16 protein-coding genes are annotated in these 15,174 nt (G+C 65.5%); 6 read left to right on the top strand and 10 right to left on the bottom strand.

All coding sequences use genetic code 11. The annotated features are described in order from the left end of the window. Window positions 1-9: 9 nt before the first annotated feature. On the top strand, window positions 10-903 hold the full coding sequence (locus tag H4O11_RS03735) for a LysR family transcriptional regulator (RefSeq protein ID WP_182338062.1): 894 nt from the start codon (window positions 10-12) through the stop codon (window positions 901-903). A 22-nt stretch (window positions 904-925) separates the two neighbouring features. Here the strand turns inward: H4O11_RS03735 and H4O11_RS03730 are convergent, their stop codons facing one another. Further along, complete coding sequence (locus H4O11_RS03730; protein WP_182338061.1) at window positions 926-1,852, bottom strand: LysR family transcriptional regulator; 927 nt, start codon at window positions 1,850-1,852, stop codon at window positions 926-928. 151 nt (window positions 1,853-2,003) lie between these two features. Between H4O11_RS03730 and H4O11_RS03725 the strand changes: the two genes are divergently transcribed. Together H4O11_RS03725 and H4O11_RS03720 are read left to right on the top strand one after the other, a co-directional pair. After that, window positions 2,004-3,137, top strand: coding sequence for an alkene reductase (locus H4O11_RS03725; RefSeq protein ID WP_182338060.1), 1,134 nt, complete (start codon window positions 2,004-2,006; stop codon window positions 3,135-3,137). Between the two features lie 177 nt (window positions 3,138-3,314). Then, window positions 3,315-3,725, top strand: a complete 411-nt coding sequence (locus H4O11_RS03720; protein WP_182338059.1) for a DUF350 domain-containing protein — start codon at window positions 3,315-3,317, stop codon at window positions 3,723-3,725. Here H4O11_RS03720 and H4O11_RS03715 read toward each other — a convergent pair. From H4O11_RS03715 to H4O11_RS03705, 3 genes are all read right to left on the bottom strand, one after another. Continuing rightward, window positions 3,700-4,410, bottom strand: a complete 711-nt coding sequence (locus tag H4O11_RS03715) for a nucleotidyl transferase AbiEii/AbiGii toxin family protein (RefSeq protein WP_182338058.1) — start codon at window positions 4,408-4,410, stop codon at window positions 3,700-3,702. The genes H4O11_RS03720 and H4O11_RS03715 overlap by 26 nt on opposite strands. Then, entirely contained in the window at window positions 4,403-4,852 is a 450-nt protein-coding gene (locus H4O11_RS03710) for a helix-turn-helix domain-containing protein (RefSeq protein WP_182338057.1), read from the bottom strand. The genes H4O11_RS03715 and H4O11_RS03710 overlap by 8 nt, the downstream gene beginning before the upstream one ends. A 69-nt stretch (window positions 4,853-4,921) precedes the next feature. Continuing rightward, entirely contained in the window at window positions 4,922-6,037 is a 1,116-nt protein-coding gene (locus tag H4O11_RS03705) for a phosphatidylinositol-specific phospholipase C1-like protein (RefSeq protein WP_220466560.1), read from the bottom strand. A gap of 125 nt (window positions 6,038-6,162) precedes the next feature. Between H4O11_RS03705 and H4O11_RS03700 the strand changes: the two genes are divergently transcribed. Further along, window positions 6,163-6,588 carry a YqaA family protein gene (locus H4O11_RS03700; RefSeq protein ID WP_182338056.1) on the top strand — a complete coding sequence of 142 codons (426 nt, stop codon included), beginning with the start codon at window positions 6,163-6,165 and terminating at the stop codon, window positions 6,586-6,588. Window positions 6,589-6,747: 159 nt separating this feature from the next. Here the strand turns inward: H4O11_RS03700 and H4O11_RS03695 are convergent, their stop codons facing one another. Both H4O11_RS03695 and H4O11_RS03690 read right to left on the bottom strand, forming a co-directional pair. Then, window positions 6,748-8,952: a TonB-dependent receptor domain-containing protein gene (locus tag H4O11_RS03695; RefSeq protein ID WP_182338055.1), complete on the bottom strand. Its 2,205-nt coding sequence runs from the start codon at window positions 8,950-8,952 to the stop codon at window positions 6,748-6,750. A 174-nt stretch (window positions 8,953-9,126) separates the two neighbouring features. Further along, complete coding sequence (locus H4O11_RS03690; RefSeq protein WP_182338054.1) at window positions 9,127-9,387, bottom strand: hypothetical protein; 261 nt, start codon at window positions 9,385-9,387, stop codon at window positions 9,127-9,129. Between the two features lie 218 nt (window positions 9,388-9,605). Here H4O11_RS03690 and H4O11_RS03685 point away from each other — a divergent pair, with 218 nt between their 5' ends. Next, window positions 9,606-10,325 (top strand): response regulator, encoded by a 720-nt coding sequence (locus tag H4O11_RS03685; RefSeq protein WP_182338053.1) that lies wholly within the window; start codon window positions 9,606-9,608, stop codon window positions 10,323-10,325. After that, window positions 10,325-11,647 carry an ATP-binding protein gene (locus H4O11_RS03680; RefSeq protein WP_182338052.1) on the top strand — a complete coding sequence of 441 codons (1,323 nt, stop codon included), beginning with the start codon at window positions 10,325-10,327 and terminating at the stop codon, window positions 11,645-11,647. Before H4O11_RS03685 ends, H4O11_RS03680 begins: the two co-directional genes overlap by 1 nt. Before the next feature lie 168 nt (window positions 11,648-11,815). On the opposite strand, the gene H4O11_RS03675 is transcribed toward H4O11_RS03680, so the two are convergent. The 4 genes from H4O11_RS03675 to H4O11_RS03660 all read right to left on the bottom strand — a co-directional run bounded on the left by H4O11_RS03675 (window position 11,816) and on the right by H4O11_RS03660 (window position 15,167). Next, window positions 11,816-12,175 (bottom strand): hypothetical protein, encoded by a 360-nt coding sequence (locus H4O11_RS03675; protein WP_182338051.1) that lies wholly within the window; start codon window positions 12,173-12,175, stop codon window positions 11,816-11,818. Window positions 12,176-12,261: 86 nt separating this feature from the next. Further along, the gene (locus H4O11_RS03670) at window positions 12,262-14,010 is read right to left on the bottom strand and encodes a putative porin (RefSeq protein ID WP_182338050.1); all 1,749 of its coding nucleotides are present in this window, start codon (window positions 14,008-14,010) and stop codon (window positions 12,262-12,264) included. Window positions 14,011-14,052: 42 nt separating this feature from the next. Further along, window positions 14,053-14,748 carry a TonB family protein gene (locus H4O11_RS03665; protein WP_182338049.1) on the bottom strand — a complete coding sequence of 232 codons (696 nt, stop codon included), beginning with the start codon at window positions 14,746-14,748 and terminating at the stop codon, window positions 14,053-14,055. A gap of 5 nt (window positions 14,749-14,753) precedes the next feature. Continuing rightward, a complete protein-coding gene (locus H4O11_RS03660; RefSeq protein ID WP_182338048.1) occupies window positions 14,754-15,167 on the bottom strand; it encodes an ExbD/TolR family protein in 414 nt (137 codons plus the stop codon). Window positions 15,168-15,174: the final 7 nt, after the last annotated feature.

Raw genomic sequence — 15,174 nt, 5'->3', positions numbered from 1 at the left:
GACGCATGAATGTCCAACGAAAGTTACGACCAGTTGTCGCTCTTCATGGTCGTCGCCCGCGAGCGCAGCTTCACCCGTGCTGCGGCGAAACTGGGAGTATCCCAGCCCGCGTTGAGCCGTTCGATGCGGCAACTGGAAGAACGGCTGGGCGTCCGGCTGCTGGCACGCACCACGCGCAGCGTGTCGCCGACCGAAGCCGGGGAACGGCTGTTGAAGGTCGTCGCGCCGCGACTGGAGGAAATCAACACCGAACTGGCCCTGCTCAGCGAATTCCGCGACAAGCCGGCAGGAAAGCTGCGCATCACGGCCGGTGAGCACGCCGCGATCACGGTACTGCGCCCGGTGCTGGAAAAGCTCATTCCCCACCATCCGGACCTGCACATCGAGGTGCTGGTGGACTATGGCCTGACCGATATCGTGGCCGGGAATTTCGATGCCGGCGTTCGCTTGGGCGAGCAGGTCGCCAAGGACATGATCGCCATCCGCGTGGGGCCGGACATGCGCATGGCGGTGGTGGCGTCGCCCGACTATTTCTCCCGCCACCCGGCGCCGAAGACGCCCTATGACCTGACCGCGCACAACTGCATCACCATCCGCCTGCCCACCTATGGCGGCCTGTTCGCATGGGAGTTCGAGAAGAAAGGCAAGGAAGTGAAGGTGCGCGTGGAGGGCCAGCTGGTATTCAACAACATCGCACTGCGCCTGGATGCCGCGCTCAAGGGCCTCGGGCTGGCCTACATGCCCGAGGACCTGGTGGAAACCCACGTTGCCGAAGGGAGGCTGGTGCGCGTGCTGTCGGACTGGTGCGAGCCCTTCCCCGGCTACCACCTTTACTACCCCAGCCGCCGGCAGGCGTCGCCGGCGTTCACCCTGTTGCGCGACGCGCTGCGTTACCGCGGCTGAGGCAACTGCGGGAAGCGGTCAGCTACGCGTCCCTGTCCCAGTAAGGTGGCGAACCGATATACGCCTGCAGGAAAGCCATGACCTCGCGGATCTTGCGCGAACGCAGGCGAGTCTGCGGCGACAGCAACTGGATATGCGGCTGTTCCGCCATCGCCGAGGCTTCCCAGTCCTCCAGCAGCGGGCACAGCTCGCCACGCTGGAAGCTGCCAGGATCGATCAACCATGTGGGAAACAGCACCACGCCGCGCCCTTTCAATGCCGCGGCGAGCAGCGCCTCGGCGTTGTTGCTGCGCAGTGGGCCGCTTACGTTCACCACGCTGGAAGACGCCTCGCCCGGCCGCCGGAAATACCACTTCTGCGCGCCAAGCTGGCCTTTGTAGACCAGGCAGTCATGCTGCAGCAGGTCATCGGGTGCCTGCGGCGTGCCGTGCCGGGCCAGGTAGGCCGGGCTTGCAACCAGCCGCTGCCGATGGAAACCGATGATCCGGCCGACAAGCCCCGAATCGACCTGCGCCCCGATGCGGATGGTGATGTCGGCGCCCTCCTGTACCGGATCGATGAAGCGATCGGTCAGGCTCAGCTCGACGGTGAGGCCGGGATACGCGTCCTGCAGGGCGTTGACCGCTTCGGCGATGTGCAGCCGACCGAAGGCTTCCGGTGCATTGATGCGCACCAGTCCCCTGATGCCGGTCTCGCCACCCCCCAGTTGTTCGGCTGCCTGGTCCAGCAGCTCGATGGCCTCGCGCGCCTGGACATGGAAACGCTCGCCCTCCTCGGTGAGGCTGACCGCGCGGGTGCTCCGGTACAGCAGTTGATGGCCAAGGTCTTTTTCCAGGCCGGCGATGAAGCGCGAGACCGACGACGCGGGCACCTGGAAGTGGCGTGCGGTGGCAAGGAAGCTGCCGGTGCTGGCCACCATCAGGAAGTAACGGAGTGCCTTGAGCTGCATGCGGACGCCTTATTGCCATTTTGGCAATATTAAATTGCCCATACACGGGATTGTAGCTTATGCGGCAACTATCTAGCATGCGAGCCATCCGCATCACCAGCCCGCCGGAACGGCGCCTGGCGCACGGCCCCTTCCCCATGCAGAGCCCTCCATGTCCAGCCCGCTTTTCGAGTCGTTCAACCTGTCCGGCATTCCGCTGTGCAACCGCGTGGTGATGGCCCCGCTTACCCGCGCGCGCGCACCACGCGACATCGCCGACGAGCGCACCGCGCTGTATTACGCGCAGCGTGCAACCGCCGGCCTCATCGTCAGCGAAGGCACGCCCATTTCCCGCGAGGGCCAGGGCTATCTGTTCAACCCCGGCATCTACACCGCCGAGCAGATCGAAGGCTGGCGCCTGACGACGCAGTCGGTGCATGCGGTGGGAGGACGCATGTTCGCCCAGCTCTGGCATGTAGGCCGGGTTTCGCACCCCACCATCCAGCACGATGGCCAGTTGCCGGTGAGTGCCAGTTCCAGGCGCGCGGTCGGTGCACAGGCATTCGGCCATGACGAGACGGGACAGCCCGGCCTGGTCGAGCCGCCTGCACCTCGTCAGTTGGCCACCGATGAGATTCCGCGCATCGTCGGGGAATTCGCGCAGGCGGCCGCCAATGCCATCGAGGCAGGTTTCGATGGCGTCGAAATCCACGGCGCCAACGGCTACCTGTTCGAGCAGTTCATGAACCCGCTGGTCAACGATCGCACCGATGCCTATTCCGCAGGCGCGCTGCAGGACCGCCTGCGCTTCACCCTGGAGGTGATCGATGCGGTGGTCGCGCGCATCGGCGCGCAGCGCACCGGCATCCGCATTTCCCCGTATGGCCAGTTGTTCGACATGCCGCTGCATCCGCAGATCGACGAAACCTACACCGCGCTTGCGCATGAGATCGGCATCCGCAAGCTGGCCTACGTGCATGTGATGGACCAGTCCGGTTTCAAGGTCGGCCAGAAGACCGTCGACGCCGCCGGCGACTCCGGTTTCAATGCGCTGCTGCGCCAGATCAAGCGCCAGTTGCCGCACACCGCGCTGATCCTGGCCGGCGGCCTGGACCGCGCAGGTGCCGAGTCGCTGATCGCCGAAGGGGTGATCGACCTGGCCGCCTTCGGTGCCAGCTACATCAGCAATCCGGACCTGGTGGCACGGCTGCAGAACGACTGGCCGTTGACCCCTCCGGACCGCGCTACGTTCTACGGCGGTGGTGCGGCCGGCTACATTGATTACGGGCCCTACAAGGCGGCGTAACGGATCGACGCGGCAGGCTGGCGTGGTCGGCGCGCCAGCCTGCATGCGTGCAACCTTGGAAGATGCGCGTCGGTGTTACGCTGCCTGCAGCACGGCATCGACGTGGCAGGCCAGGCGCCAGGCCCGCGGATGTCCTTCGCGCCTGCTCCCTGCCTGCCCCGCCCTTCAAGGATTGCCATGCAATACGTTATTTCCGGCCCGTCATTCCTCTCTTTCTGCGCGTTTGCCGGTGTCGGCCTGCTGACCCTGCTGCTGGCCATCACGGTGGTCGCACTGATCACCCCGCACAAGGAAATCACCCTGATCCGGCAAGGCAACAAGGCCGCGGGCATCGGCATGGCCGGCGCACTCATCGGCCTGGCGCTGCCGATCAACTCGGTGATCAGCAACTCGGTTTCACTGGTCGATGCCGCCATCTGGGGCGCCATCGCCGCCGTCATGCAGTTGCTGGCATTCGGCGTTTCGCGCGCCATCATCACTCGTCGCGGCCCGGACCAGATCGATGCAGGCAACGAAAGTGCCGGCTGGTTTTCCGCCGGTGTCGCCATCGCGGTCGGGTTGATCAATTCCGCGGCGATGGTGCCCTGATCGGGGCGGGCGCTTCACGCTTCAATGCGTCCACCAGGTCGTCGGCCAGATTGGTATCCATGGACATCGCACGCATGCTCTTTCGCAGATGCTCGCGATTCTCCACCAGTGCCAGGCATTTACCGTAATGCAATGCGACGGCGCTGCCGTAGGCCTGCTGCGCCTTAGCCCAGGCGCCAGCGGGAATCGGCCCCCACCCCCGGATCATCATCCCGAGGTCGATGAGATCGCGGCTCATCGTCGAGCGGTCCAGGCCGCGGTCCGTGTTGGCCAGTAGCTTTTCAGCGTACATATCAACGCGATCCAGCACTGGTATTCCCAATGCAGGATCGTTGGCACCACCGATGCTGATGCGTCCTTCGAGCACGAACTCGATCTTGATCGGCGCCTCGTCCACCCGCAGGAAGGTCGATATCTTGTCGCGCTCGGTCTTCACTTCCCGCACATATTCGACGGGTCGATTCACCACCGCGCCAAGCCGTGGTAGTGCGAGCGATGTCCGAAGCAGCCGGTAGCCGGCAACATCGGAGCACAGGAAATCGATGTCGACGGATTCACGATACTCGCCAAGAGCGAGCACGATGGCCGTGCCACCGCCAAAGAAACAGTTCGCCCGGGTCAGCAGCTCGTTGTCGAAGCACTGCAGGACCTTCTGGATGCGCTGATGATGTGGGCGCTCAAACATGCAACACACCTCCCCCATACTGGTCCACCAATCGCTGCAGAAGCCCGCGTTCGGCGGCTGTCATCGACTCCTGGTCCACCAGGTTCCAGTTGCGCTCATACAGTGCCAGCGCATCCTGCTCCGATACTTCATCGTCCCCGGGCCGATTCCACGCCAGCCGCTTCAGTTGTGGGTAGTCGACAAGCCGCACCCGTTTGGGCTGGACCGTCATCTCAAGGCCAAGGGCCGCCAGTGCCACGGCGTACGTTGCTATGGCGACACCGGGCTTGCCCTGCTCCAGCTCAACCAGCTTCTGCCGGTTCAGTCCGGCGCGCACAGCCAGTTCCGCCTGCGTCAGGCATGCTTCCCTGCGCGCGCGGCGCAACAGCGGACCGAGCGTGATGGCGGGGGCGTGGGATGGCGGTGGAATTTGAAGTGTGCGCATGTCTCGAATATAAGACATTTATTGCAATATGTCACGTATCCCAGACATTTCGGGTGTCGGAACAAGGGCCAGCGAGCGATCCGACGCTCACTGCGCCTGCTGTTCCAGCGCATCAGCTGGACAACCACCTGGCTGCCGTACCGGATTGCAGGTGGCTTCGGCACTCCCGGGGAGCGTTACACGGTAGCCGCCCGGGAAGCGGGCGTCAGGCCACAGGTAGTCGGTGGACACATACTGCGCCCCGCTGGCCAGCGCCGCATCACGGCGGCGCACATCGTTGTCGCGCGCCTCCAGCGTCTCTGCATCCGCACGCGTACGCACCAGGAAGCCCTGCTGCACCGCGCGGCGGATCTCGGCACGCTGTGACAGCGGGTCGTTGAGGGTCATGTAGGCCGCCGCCGGTGAGGAGGCATCGGTATTGACGAAGAACACCCTGCCCTGCAGGGAGGAACGCGCGCCGCGATACAGCGCGACCTTGTCTTCATTCTCATCGAGCGCGAACAGGAATCGACCACGCGCCTGCTCCAGCGTTGGCCAGTTTCCGGCCAGTACCGCCTCGCGCAGCGTCGGGTACGCCCCCTGCACGTCATCGGGCACGACCAGCTTTCCAGGACCCATCACGGATCGGATCTCCGCATCCAGCGCATCGAATGCCGCCTCGTCGAAGCGCAGCGCGTCGATGCCGCCCAACCGTGCGTTCTGTTCGTCCTTGGCGTTGAACAGCATCAGGATCGGCGCATGTCCCGGATGGGACTCCGACCAGGCGTGCAGGATGCGCAGGCAAGCGGTCAACTGGATGCAACTGCTGGCGTTGTCCAGCCCGGGCATGTGCAGCACCTTGAAACCTGGCTGCTGCAGTTCGGCCGACGACGAGCCGGCGGCATAGTGCCCGCCCTGCGGATCGAAGTTGACGTCCAGTTCGATCTGCCGCGCGCCGTGGTCCAGCTGCTCCAGCAAGGGGCGATGTGCATAATCCAGCGCCTGTGCCATCTGCGGGTTCCGCTGCTGCAGCGCTGCCATCCGTGCGGCAGGCATGGGCTGTTTGTAGCTGTTGTGCGTGCCAATGGCGAGGATGTCGTTGATCCGCAATGGCGGCTCCTGCACCTGCCCGGCATGCGCGCCAGCCACCCACATGCCCCCCATCAGCGCCAGCGCCGCCAGTCCGTGGGAACGTCGATTTCCTGCATCACGCGCACTTTCCACCGGCCTGGTCCTCCCATGCTTTGCCGCTCTGTCGTGGCGGCCTGGCCGCTGATGGTAGATGTCGCCGGGGATGTCCTGATGACAGTGCCCGACAGGGCACCCAGCACTCAACTAGAATCACCGCGATGCTTTCCCTTCTCGGACTCTTCCTTGCCGCGTTCGTTGCGGCCACGCTTGTTCCGGCGCAGTCCGAAGCGGTCCTGGTGGCGCTGCTGGTCGGCGGCGGCAACCCATGGCTGCTGGTCGCCGTGGCGACTGCAGGCAACGTGCTGGGGGCGATGCTGAACTGGTGGCTGGGCCGGCAGGCACTGCGTTTCCAGGGCCGCAGGTGGTTTCCGGTGTCACCGGCACTCCTGCAGCAGGCGCAGGCGTGGTACCACCGCTACGGGCGCTGGTCGTTGCTGCTGTCGTGGGCCCCGGTGATCGGCGATCCGATCACGCTGGCGGCCGGCGTGATGCGCGAGCCGCTGCGGATGTTCCTGCCGCTGGTACTGCTGGCCAAGGCGGGACGTTACGTGGTGCTGGCGCTGGCCACGCTGGGGCTGATGTAACGCCGCCGATGGCAACCGCCGCCGAGCACCGCTCGGCGCTACGCAGCGAAGGTAACGCCGGGCCATGCCCGGCGAGCGCAGCGGTACCGATGGCAACCACCGCCGAGCATGGCTCGGCGCTACGCAGCAAAGGTAGCGCCGGGCCATGCCCGGCGGCACTCAGAATCGCGCGGTCAACCCGACGAACACGGCGCGCCCTTCCAGGGTGTAATAATCGCTGCCGCTGTCGGCCGCCTCCACGTCTTCGTCGAGCAGGTTGCTGATGCCCGCACGCAGGGTCACGTTCTCGTTGAGACGGTAATTGGCGTTCAGTCCCATCAGCCAGTACGGCGACAGGTAGGAGCCCGGCGCGGTATCGGTGCTGGTGGTGTACTGGGTGCCGACGTACTGCGCATTGAGTTCCAGCACCAGCGCCTCGCGCACCGTGGCCTCCAGCGCGGTGTACCAGGACAGCTTCGGGGTCTCGATCAGCGCCGCACCGGTATCCTTGTTCTCCGACTTGCGGATGTAGGTCGCCGCGTTCTTCCACTCCAGGGCATCGGTCAGCCTGGCATTGAACGAACCTTCCAGCCCCTGTGTCACTGCGTCCTGCACGTTGACCGTGGTGACATACCAGACGCCATACGGGTAGCGCGACTGGAACTCCGGCGCGATGGCATCGCTGGCGATGCGGCTGTGCGCCTGGCTGATGATCTTGTCCTTGAAGTCGGTATGGAAGAAGGTGAGGCCGGCATCGACGCGATCGGTGTTGTAGCTGAAGCCCAACTCGTAACTGGTGGAGGTTTCCGGCTTCAGGTCCGGATTGCCGGTGGTATAGCAGTTGACGAAGCCGGTGGCATTGTTCGAGGAACGGAATCCATTCGGATTGGCCACTGCATCGTAGGCCCCGAAGGTGCTGTTGCAGCCATTGCCGCGCGAACCGCTGCTGAACTCCGCGGCGGTCTGCACCAGGTCCGGGGCACGGAACGCAGTGGCCACGCCACCGCGCAGCGACCAGGTGTCGTTGAAATGGAACACGCTGTAGACGCGCGGGCTGAGTTCGGTGCTGTAGCGTTCGTCATCGTCCAGGCGCGCGCCCAGGGTCAGGTTCCAGCGCTCGGTCAGGTCCAGCGTGTCTTCGGCGAATACCGCCCATGAATCAGCCTTGATGCTGGACTGGCCGGAATGGTCCACGCCGTCGATGGACGGTGCGCCGTTGGAATTGATGCCCAGCGTACGGGTATTGGTCAGCTCGTTCTTCTGGAACTGGCCGCCGAAGGTCAGCGTATTGGGCACGCCGGCAGTGAACGGCACGGTCATCTTCGCATCCAGCACCGTCTGCTTCGATACCTGGTCCGTTGGCGAGAACACGCCGTTGGACTCGGTCGTGGTGCTCTTGTCGTACTCGGTCCGGTAGGCGCTGACAGTGGAATTCCCCCAGCCGAAATCGGCATTCCAGGCAAGGCCGACGCGATAGTTCTCGGTCTCGTCGTCCTCGCCCTCGCCGCCGAGCCAGAACTCACCGGCATCGGCACCCGGCGCGTAGCGCGGGTTGGTGTTGGTCTGGGTGGCCACCGAACCGAATACCTCGATGTCGTGGTGCTCGTTGACCGCCCAGCGCAACGTGCCCTCCACCGTTTCGCTCAGCGTCCCGGTGGTGGAATCGGCCTCGGAGGTCACGTTGCTGTCCGGCTGGCGCTCGGTACGGCCAGCGGAAAGGCGCAGCGACACACTGTCGGTAAGCGCCCCACCGAGGGTCGCACCGATCTGGGTGGTGGTGCCTTCATCCGAATCGCTGGGACTCTTGTAATTCATCGTGGCCGATCCGCCCCACTTGTCCGGGATGCGCTTGGTGATGATGTTGATCACCCCGCCCATCGCATCGGAACCGTACAGCGACGACATCGGTCCCTTGACCACTTCGATGCGCTCGATGATGTCCGGGGTCAGCCAGTCCAGGTCCTGTCGCTGCAGGTCGGTACGGAATGCCACGCGCGAGGAGTTGCCGATACGACGGCCGTCGACCAGGATCAGCGAGTACTCCGCAGGCAGGCCACGCAGCTTGATCTTCTGCCCTTCGGCGTTCAATCCCTGGCCACCCGATACACCAGGCACCCGGGAGAGCACTTCGCTGATGCTGACCAGCGGCTGCTTCTCCAGTTCCTCCCGGTCTATCACGGTGATCGAAGCCGGCGCATCGGCCAGGCTGACCGGCGACGCACTGGCGGTCACCACGATGCGGTCCAGTTCGGCGGTCGGTCGCGCGCCACTGGCGAACGACGGTGCAGCAAGGACGGCCATGACCGCCGCGGCAACGGCCAGCGTCAGCGGATTGCGTACGGCAGGACGGCCCGCGGCGGAAGCAGGAAGGTGGACGGGGTGCATCGATATACCTCAAGCGTGCAAGGGGGAGAGGACGACCTCTGGCGGCAGCTTGAGGTGCAATACAGATGAGAATGATACCCAATACCATAAATAATTAACGATAAGTTATTGATTCACATGCACATTGATGCAATGCGTCGGCTTTGACACAGCACGACACGCAATTGCCATGCCTCAGTTGCCGGCGCGCTCGTCCACGCCGATGCGGATCGCGTCGAGGGGGACCAGGCCGGCGGCGACCAGGTCCGGCAGCAACCGGTAGAACACCTGGCGGTGGACCGTATAGCCCCGTTTCCCGCAGGCCTGCCACAACAACTGCGGCGTGGCATGGCCGTGCGCGACCAGCACCTCCGGCATGACCTGCAGCACCGCAATCCGTGCCGACGTCGCGCGCAGTCCGGCAGCACGAAGCCGTGCCGCATGGGGATTCCGCACTGGTGTATCCGTTGCCGTCATCGTCTCTTCAACATGGCCGCGCTGCTGCCCTGCCATCGGGCGACCCTCGATGGTATGTCGACGATTTCGCAGGTGTCCGTTAACGTGCTGATCCATATGCATATTCAGACACTGTGTCGATATCGACACATCGGATGCCGTCGCCGTCGCAGCGAGTTGGCGGACAATGCCGCCCTAGACGCCTCCCGCCCCCCGCAATGACTGATTCCCGCATCCTGATCATCGAAGACGACCTGGACATCGGCACCTCGCTGGCGACCTTCCTGGTTGCGAAGGGATTTGCCGTGCAGCTCGCCGGCAACGTGCAGGACGCCACCCGGGTGCTGCAGCAGGGGGGTATCGACCTGATCCTGCTCGACGTGATGCTGCCCGGCGAGGACGGCCTGAGTTTCTGCCGCCGGCTGGATCCGCAGGACCGTCCGCGGATCATCATGCTGACCGCTCTGTCCGAATCCATGGACAAGGTCATCGGGCTGGAACTTGGTGCCGATGATTACGTGACCAAGCCATTCGAACCACGCGAACTGCTGGCGCGCATCCGTGCGGTGCTGCGGCGTACGCCGCTGGCCGACACTGCGGCACCTGCATCGGTGCTCAGCCTGCAGTTGAAGTTCGCCGGATTCGTCTTCCATCCCTACCGACGCCTGCTGCGCTCCCCGGCCGGCACGCGCATTTCACTGACCGGCGCCGAATCCGACCTGCTGCTGGTGTTGTGCCAGCATCCACGCCAGGTGCTGTCGCGGATCGAACTGATCGCTTTGACCCGCGGCGATGGCTTTCCCATCGCCGACCGCTCCGTGGACCTGCTGATCAGCCGCCTGCGCCGCAAGCTCAGCGGCAACAGCCCGCTCGATGAGCTGATCCACACCGTGCGCGCCGACGGCTATGCGTTCCATGCCAGCGTGTCGGTCGGCTGATGCGGCGCTTCCTGGCGACGACGCTCGGGCAGATCGTGGCGATCATCGCCAGCTCGATGCTGGCGACCACGCTGCTGCTGATGGCACTGGTCTACCTGCAGAACATGCAGGCCGGTGCCCCCTGGCCGTGGGCATCGGCGCATCGCATCGTCAGCCTGGTCGACCTGTTGCAAGGCGTGCCGCAGGACAAGCTGCGCAAGGTCACCCTGCTGGCCTCGGCGCAGCGGCCGAACATGCAGGTCACCGTGCAGGATGGCTTCGTGGCCTGCGAAGGCAGTTCATCGGAGGCCTTCGTGCTGGGCGTAGCGTTGCGGTCGGAGCTGCCGCACCTGACCGGGCTGTCGGTGCACGCCTGCGGCGACGCCGACCTTGCCAGCAACATCCAGGTGTTGGTGCCGATCGGCCGCCATGTACTGGAGGTGCGTACTGGCACGCTGGGCTACCATCCGTTCCGCTTCGGATCGCCGGCATTCGGCGCCGCCCTGTTCCTGTTCGTCAGCGTGGTGGCGATGTCGCTCTGGGCGATCTGGCGCGTCATCCATCCGTTGCGCCGGCTCTCGGAGAAGGTCGAGCAGTTCGCGCGCGACGCCTCGCCGGCACCGATCACCGAAGAAGGCCCCAGCGAGATCCGCAGCGTCGCGCGCGCCTTCAACAGCATGCAGGACCGCATCACCGGCCTGATCGAAGCGCGCACCCGGATGCTCGCGGCGGTCAGCCACGACCTGCGCACGCCGCTGACCCGCATGCGCCTGCAACTGGAACTGCCACAGGGCATCGACCGGCAGAAGCTGCGCAGGAACATCGACGAAATGCAGGCGATGGTGTCCTCGGCGCTGGCCTTCCTCGGCGGCGCCCGGGACAGCGAAGCACGGGAATGGATCGACCTGGACGCGCTGCTGGCCACGCTGTGCGACGAGTATGAAGCCACCGGTGCGTCGATCGCCTATGAAGGTCCCGGCCACATCCGGCTGCTGTGCCAACCCAACGCGATCCAGCGGGCGCTGGGCAACCTGATCGACAATGCGATCGACCACGGTTCTATGGTGGAGGTGCGCGCCTGGCTGGATGCGGAGGCCATCGTCGTGGAAGTCGCCGATGACGGCCCGGGCATTCCCGAACAACGCCTGCAGGAAGTGCTGGAACCCTTCGTGCGGCTCGATTCCAGCCGTCGCCAGCGCAATGGCAGCATCGGCCTGGGCCTGGCCATCGTCGATGAAACCGCCAAGGCACACGGCGGCCGGCTGGTGCTGGCCAACCGGGAGACCGGCGGCCTGCTGGCCCGGATGATCCTGCCCGGCCAGCCCTCGCCCGCCAGCCAGTAACGCGACACAGCGAAGGTAGCGCCGGGCCATGCCCGGCGAGCGCAGCGGAGCACCGATCGCAACCGCCCCCGAACACCGCTCGGCGCGACGCAGCAAAGGTAGCGCCGGGCCATGCCCGGCGAGCGCAGCGGAGCACCGATCGCAACCACCGCCGAGCACCGCTCGGCGCTACGTAGCGGGGGTAGCACCGGGCAATGCCCGGCTGCCTCGATGGCGGACGGTACGTTCGCGCATCTGGTTGTACATCTGTTCCGCGCGCTCGATGTCCTCGGCCTGGAAGCCAGCCGCATCGAGCAGCTCGCGGGTGGCATCGGCTGCATCCGGATCGTCGTCGCGTTCGCGCCAGCACCGGGCCGGCAGGAAGTAGCCCACTTCGCTGCGGCCACGCATGATCACCACGGGACGGGCCGAGTAAAGCAGGAACTCGGCGAGGTGCTGGCGCAGGCCCTCCACCGATACGTAGGCTGGCCCCGGGCCGATCGGCTGGACACCCGGCTGCTGGCTTTCAAACAGTTTGCGTCGACTCATCGGATCCTCCTTCGTGGTGCACGTCCCCTGCGCGGACGGCTGCTCCTGCACCGCCCTGCCCTGTCCTTCCGGCCCGGCCGTCGCGGCTAGAAACCGGTGTTGAACTCCAGCTGGAACACGTCGATGGCCAGTGGCGCGCCACTGACTTCCTTGGCCGCCATCCACTTCGCGCTCAGCCACGAACGGCGATCGAAGGCGTACGCCCCGCCCACGTAGTAACCGCGCGCGTTGGTACCGCCCAGATGGAAGTTCGGGTCGTTGTAGGCATCCGGCAACGCATCGGCTTCGATGTGCTTGTAGCCCAGCAGCGCCTGCCACTGGCCCTTCTTGTCCAGCGTGGTGGCACCGAAGGTGGCCTGCAGCATCCATGCGGTATCACCGCTGCGGAAGGCCTCGATGCCGGTGCCGCCGCCGGCGCCGAAGTTGTTGACGATGCCGTTGTTGGCGCGGGCGAACATCGCCCGCTCGTCATAGGCCAGGTTGCGGATGTAGTCACCCTCCAGCCGCAGCCCGATGTCCTCGCTCAGCGCGGTATCCCAGCGCAGGTTGAGGTTGGCCAGGCGGAACGGCGAGGCCAGCCCCACGTACTGCGGCGTCGGGGTATTGGCCGGGTCGAACGGATCCAGCGCGATGTCGCGGATCAGCATCAGGGTATTGCCCTTCTGCATGAACGCCGGGCGCGACCAGTCGGTATCGCAGCCGGCCGCGCCGGCATACAGCGTACAGGACGACGACAGCTTGCCGCTGATGTTCTTGTAATCGTAGTAACCCACCGCCGCGCGCAGGGCGTTGCTCTCGTTGAAGCGCCAGTTCACCCCGGCCTGCGCGCCACTGAGCCACTTGTTCTCGTTGGGGGTCTTGACCTGGCTCTGGCTGGGCGAATTGTCCGACGTGTATTCCAGCGGCACCACCGCCAGCGTGCCGAACAACGACAGGTCGCCGCTGGGCAGGTCATGGTCGAAGCTGGCCGCCAGGCCATCGAAGTTGAGGTCGTTGGAGAACAGCGTGTCGCTGGACCAGAACGGATTGCCGAAGCGACCGCCCGTGATCGTGACCCAATCGGCCGGTGCGTACGACAACCACGCCTGGTCCAGCCACAGGTCCTTCTTGCTCAGTCCGCCGCCCAGCTGTTCGGTGGTCGATACCGGGCCGTCGCTGCTGCCGCTGGCCAGGCGGACCCCGGCACGGGTGCGCTCGCTGATGTCCGCTTCCACCGCAAGCCGCGCACGGATGCGCCACAGGTTGCGGCGATCCTGGCGGGTGTTGCGCAGCGGCGGCAGTACCAGGTTGGTATTGGTGTTGGTGTCGTAGCCACTGCCGCCGTTGATCGCGGCCCAGTCGATCTCGATGTCGCTGTTGTTGTCCGAATAGAAGCGCGATTCACTGCGCACGCGCATGTCGCCGCTGACCCGGATGCGCTTGGTCCACTCGGCCACTTCGTTCGGTGCTGCCCAGCCTTCCTGCCTGGCCTGTGCCATCACCTCCTCGCGCACTTCATCGCGGATGCCGTCGCGCACATGCTGCGGCACGTAAGGCACGCGCACATCCCCGGCTTCCAGCGCCACCCCGCCGGTACTCGCGGCCGGGGTGGCCGCCGCCGTGCCGGCCGAAGCCCTGGCGGCCTCGGCTTCGGCCTGCAGCAGCAGGGCCTGGCCGTCTTCCGGTCGCAGCGCGCCACTGGCGATCAGCCCGCGGATCAGCTTGACCATGGTGGTCTCTTCGGCGGCCATGGCGCCGGTCGGCATGCCCAGCGCAAGCAGCACGGCGCCGCACAGCAGCGCCCGTCGTACCGGGTGGAGGGTCGAAGCGTCCAGGACGCGGTTGCGGATGTTCATCACAGGTCTCGCTACGAAAGGAATTCGGGGAGTTCAGAAGGGTCAGAGTCCAGGGCGACGGCCCTGCACCAGCACGCGGGCCGGGAAGGTCAGCGAAGCCGGTGGCCGTTGATCGACGCGGTCCAGTGCTCGAAGGGCCTCCACCACGGCGATATCGGCTTCTTCATTGCCGCTGCCACGGCTCAGCTCCACCCGGGTGATCCGGCCATCGGGATCCATCCAGACATCGACCTGCAGGCGGAACGCCAGCCGTTTCAGGCGGTCTTCGCGGGCGATGGCCTGCTGCATCACGTAACCGAGGTAGCGGCCATAGGTCGCGTTGCCAGCACCTCCGGCACCGGTGCCGCTCATGCCACCACCGCTGCCGGAACGGATGCCGAAGTTGTCGGTGCCCGCCTGGGCATCGGCCTCCATGGTCACCGGATCGGAAGTGTCAGGGACCGGCTCGGGCTCGTCTGCGGGAACCGGTTCCTGCGGCTCGGGATCCGGTATTTCTTCAGGCGGTGTCTCCGGCTCCGGTGGCTGTTCCGGCGGCGGTGGCGGAGGCGGCAGTGGCGGCGGCAGGGTCAGCATCTGCGGTGGGTTCACCGGCCTGCGCGTACTGGCGGTGTCCTTGGACAGCAGCCACCAAAACAGCGCGACCAGCAGCAACAGCGCCCCGCCGAACAGCGCAGCGGTGGCCAGCTGCCGCAGGCGGCGCTCCTTGTTGCCCTTCTCGGGGGGATGGGAAGCAGGCACCGGGACTACCCCTGCGCCTTGCCGGTGACCAGGCCGACCTGGCTGACTTCGATGCGCCGCAGCAGGTCCAGCACCTCGACAACGCGGGCGTACTGCACCTGTGCGTCGCCGCGCACGATCACCGGGAAGTCCGGATTGGTCGCCTTTTCGGTACGCAGCCGGTCTTCCAGTTCAGGCAGGCTGACCGGATAGGCATCCAGGAACACCTGGCCGTTGTTGTCCACCGTGATCGCCTTGGTCTTCGGCTTCTCCAGCGCGATGCTGTTGCTGGCCTTGGGCAGGTTCACCTCTATGCCGGGAATACTGGCGTTGCTGGTCAGGATGAAGATCACCAGCACCACCAGCAGCACATCGACGAAGGGCGTCACGTTGATGCCCTTGTCGCGCTTTTTCGGTCCGAACCGCTTCGTGGTCGCCATGTCGTGC

The organism is Stenotrophomonas tumulicola (assembly GCF_014117215.1).
In the GTDB taxonomy this organism is placed as follows: Bacteria; Pseudomonadota; Gammaproteobacteria; order Xanthomonadales; family Xanthomonadaceae; genus Stenotrophomonas; species Stenotrophomonas tumulicola.
This window is presented reverse-complemented; position numbering and strand designations above follow the sequence as displayed.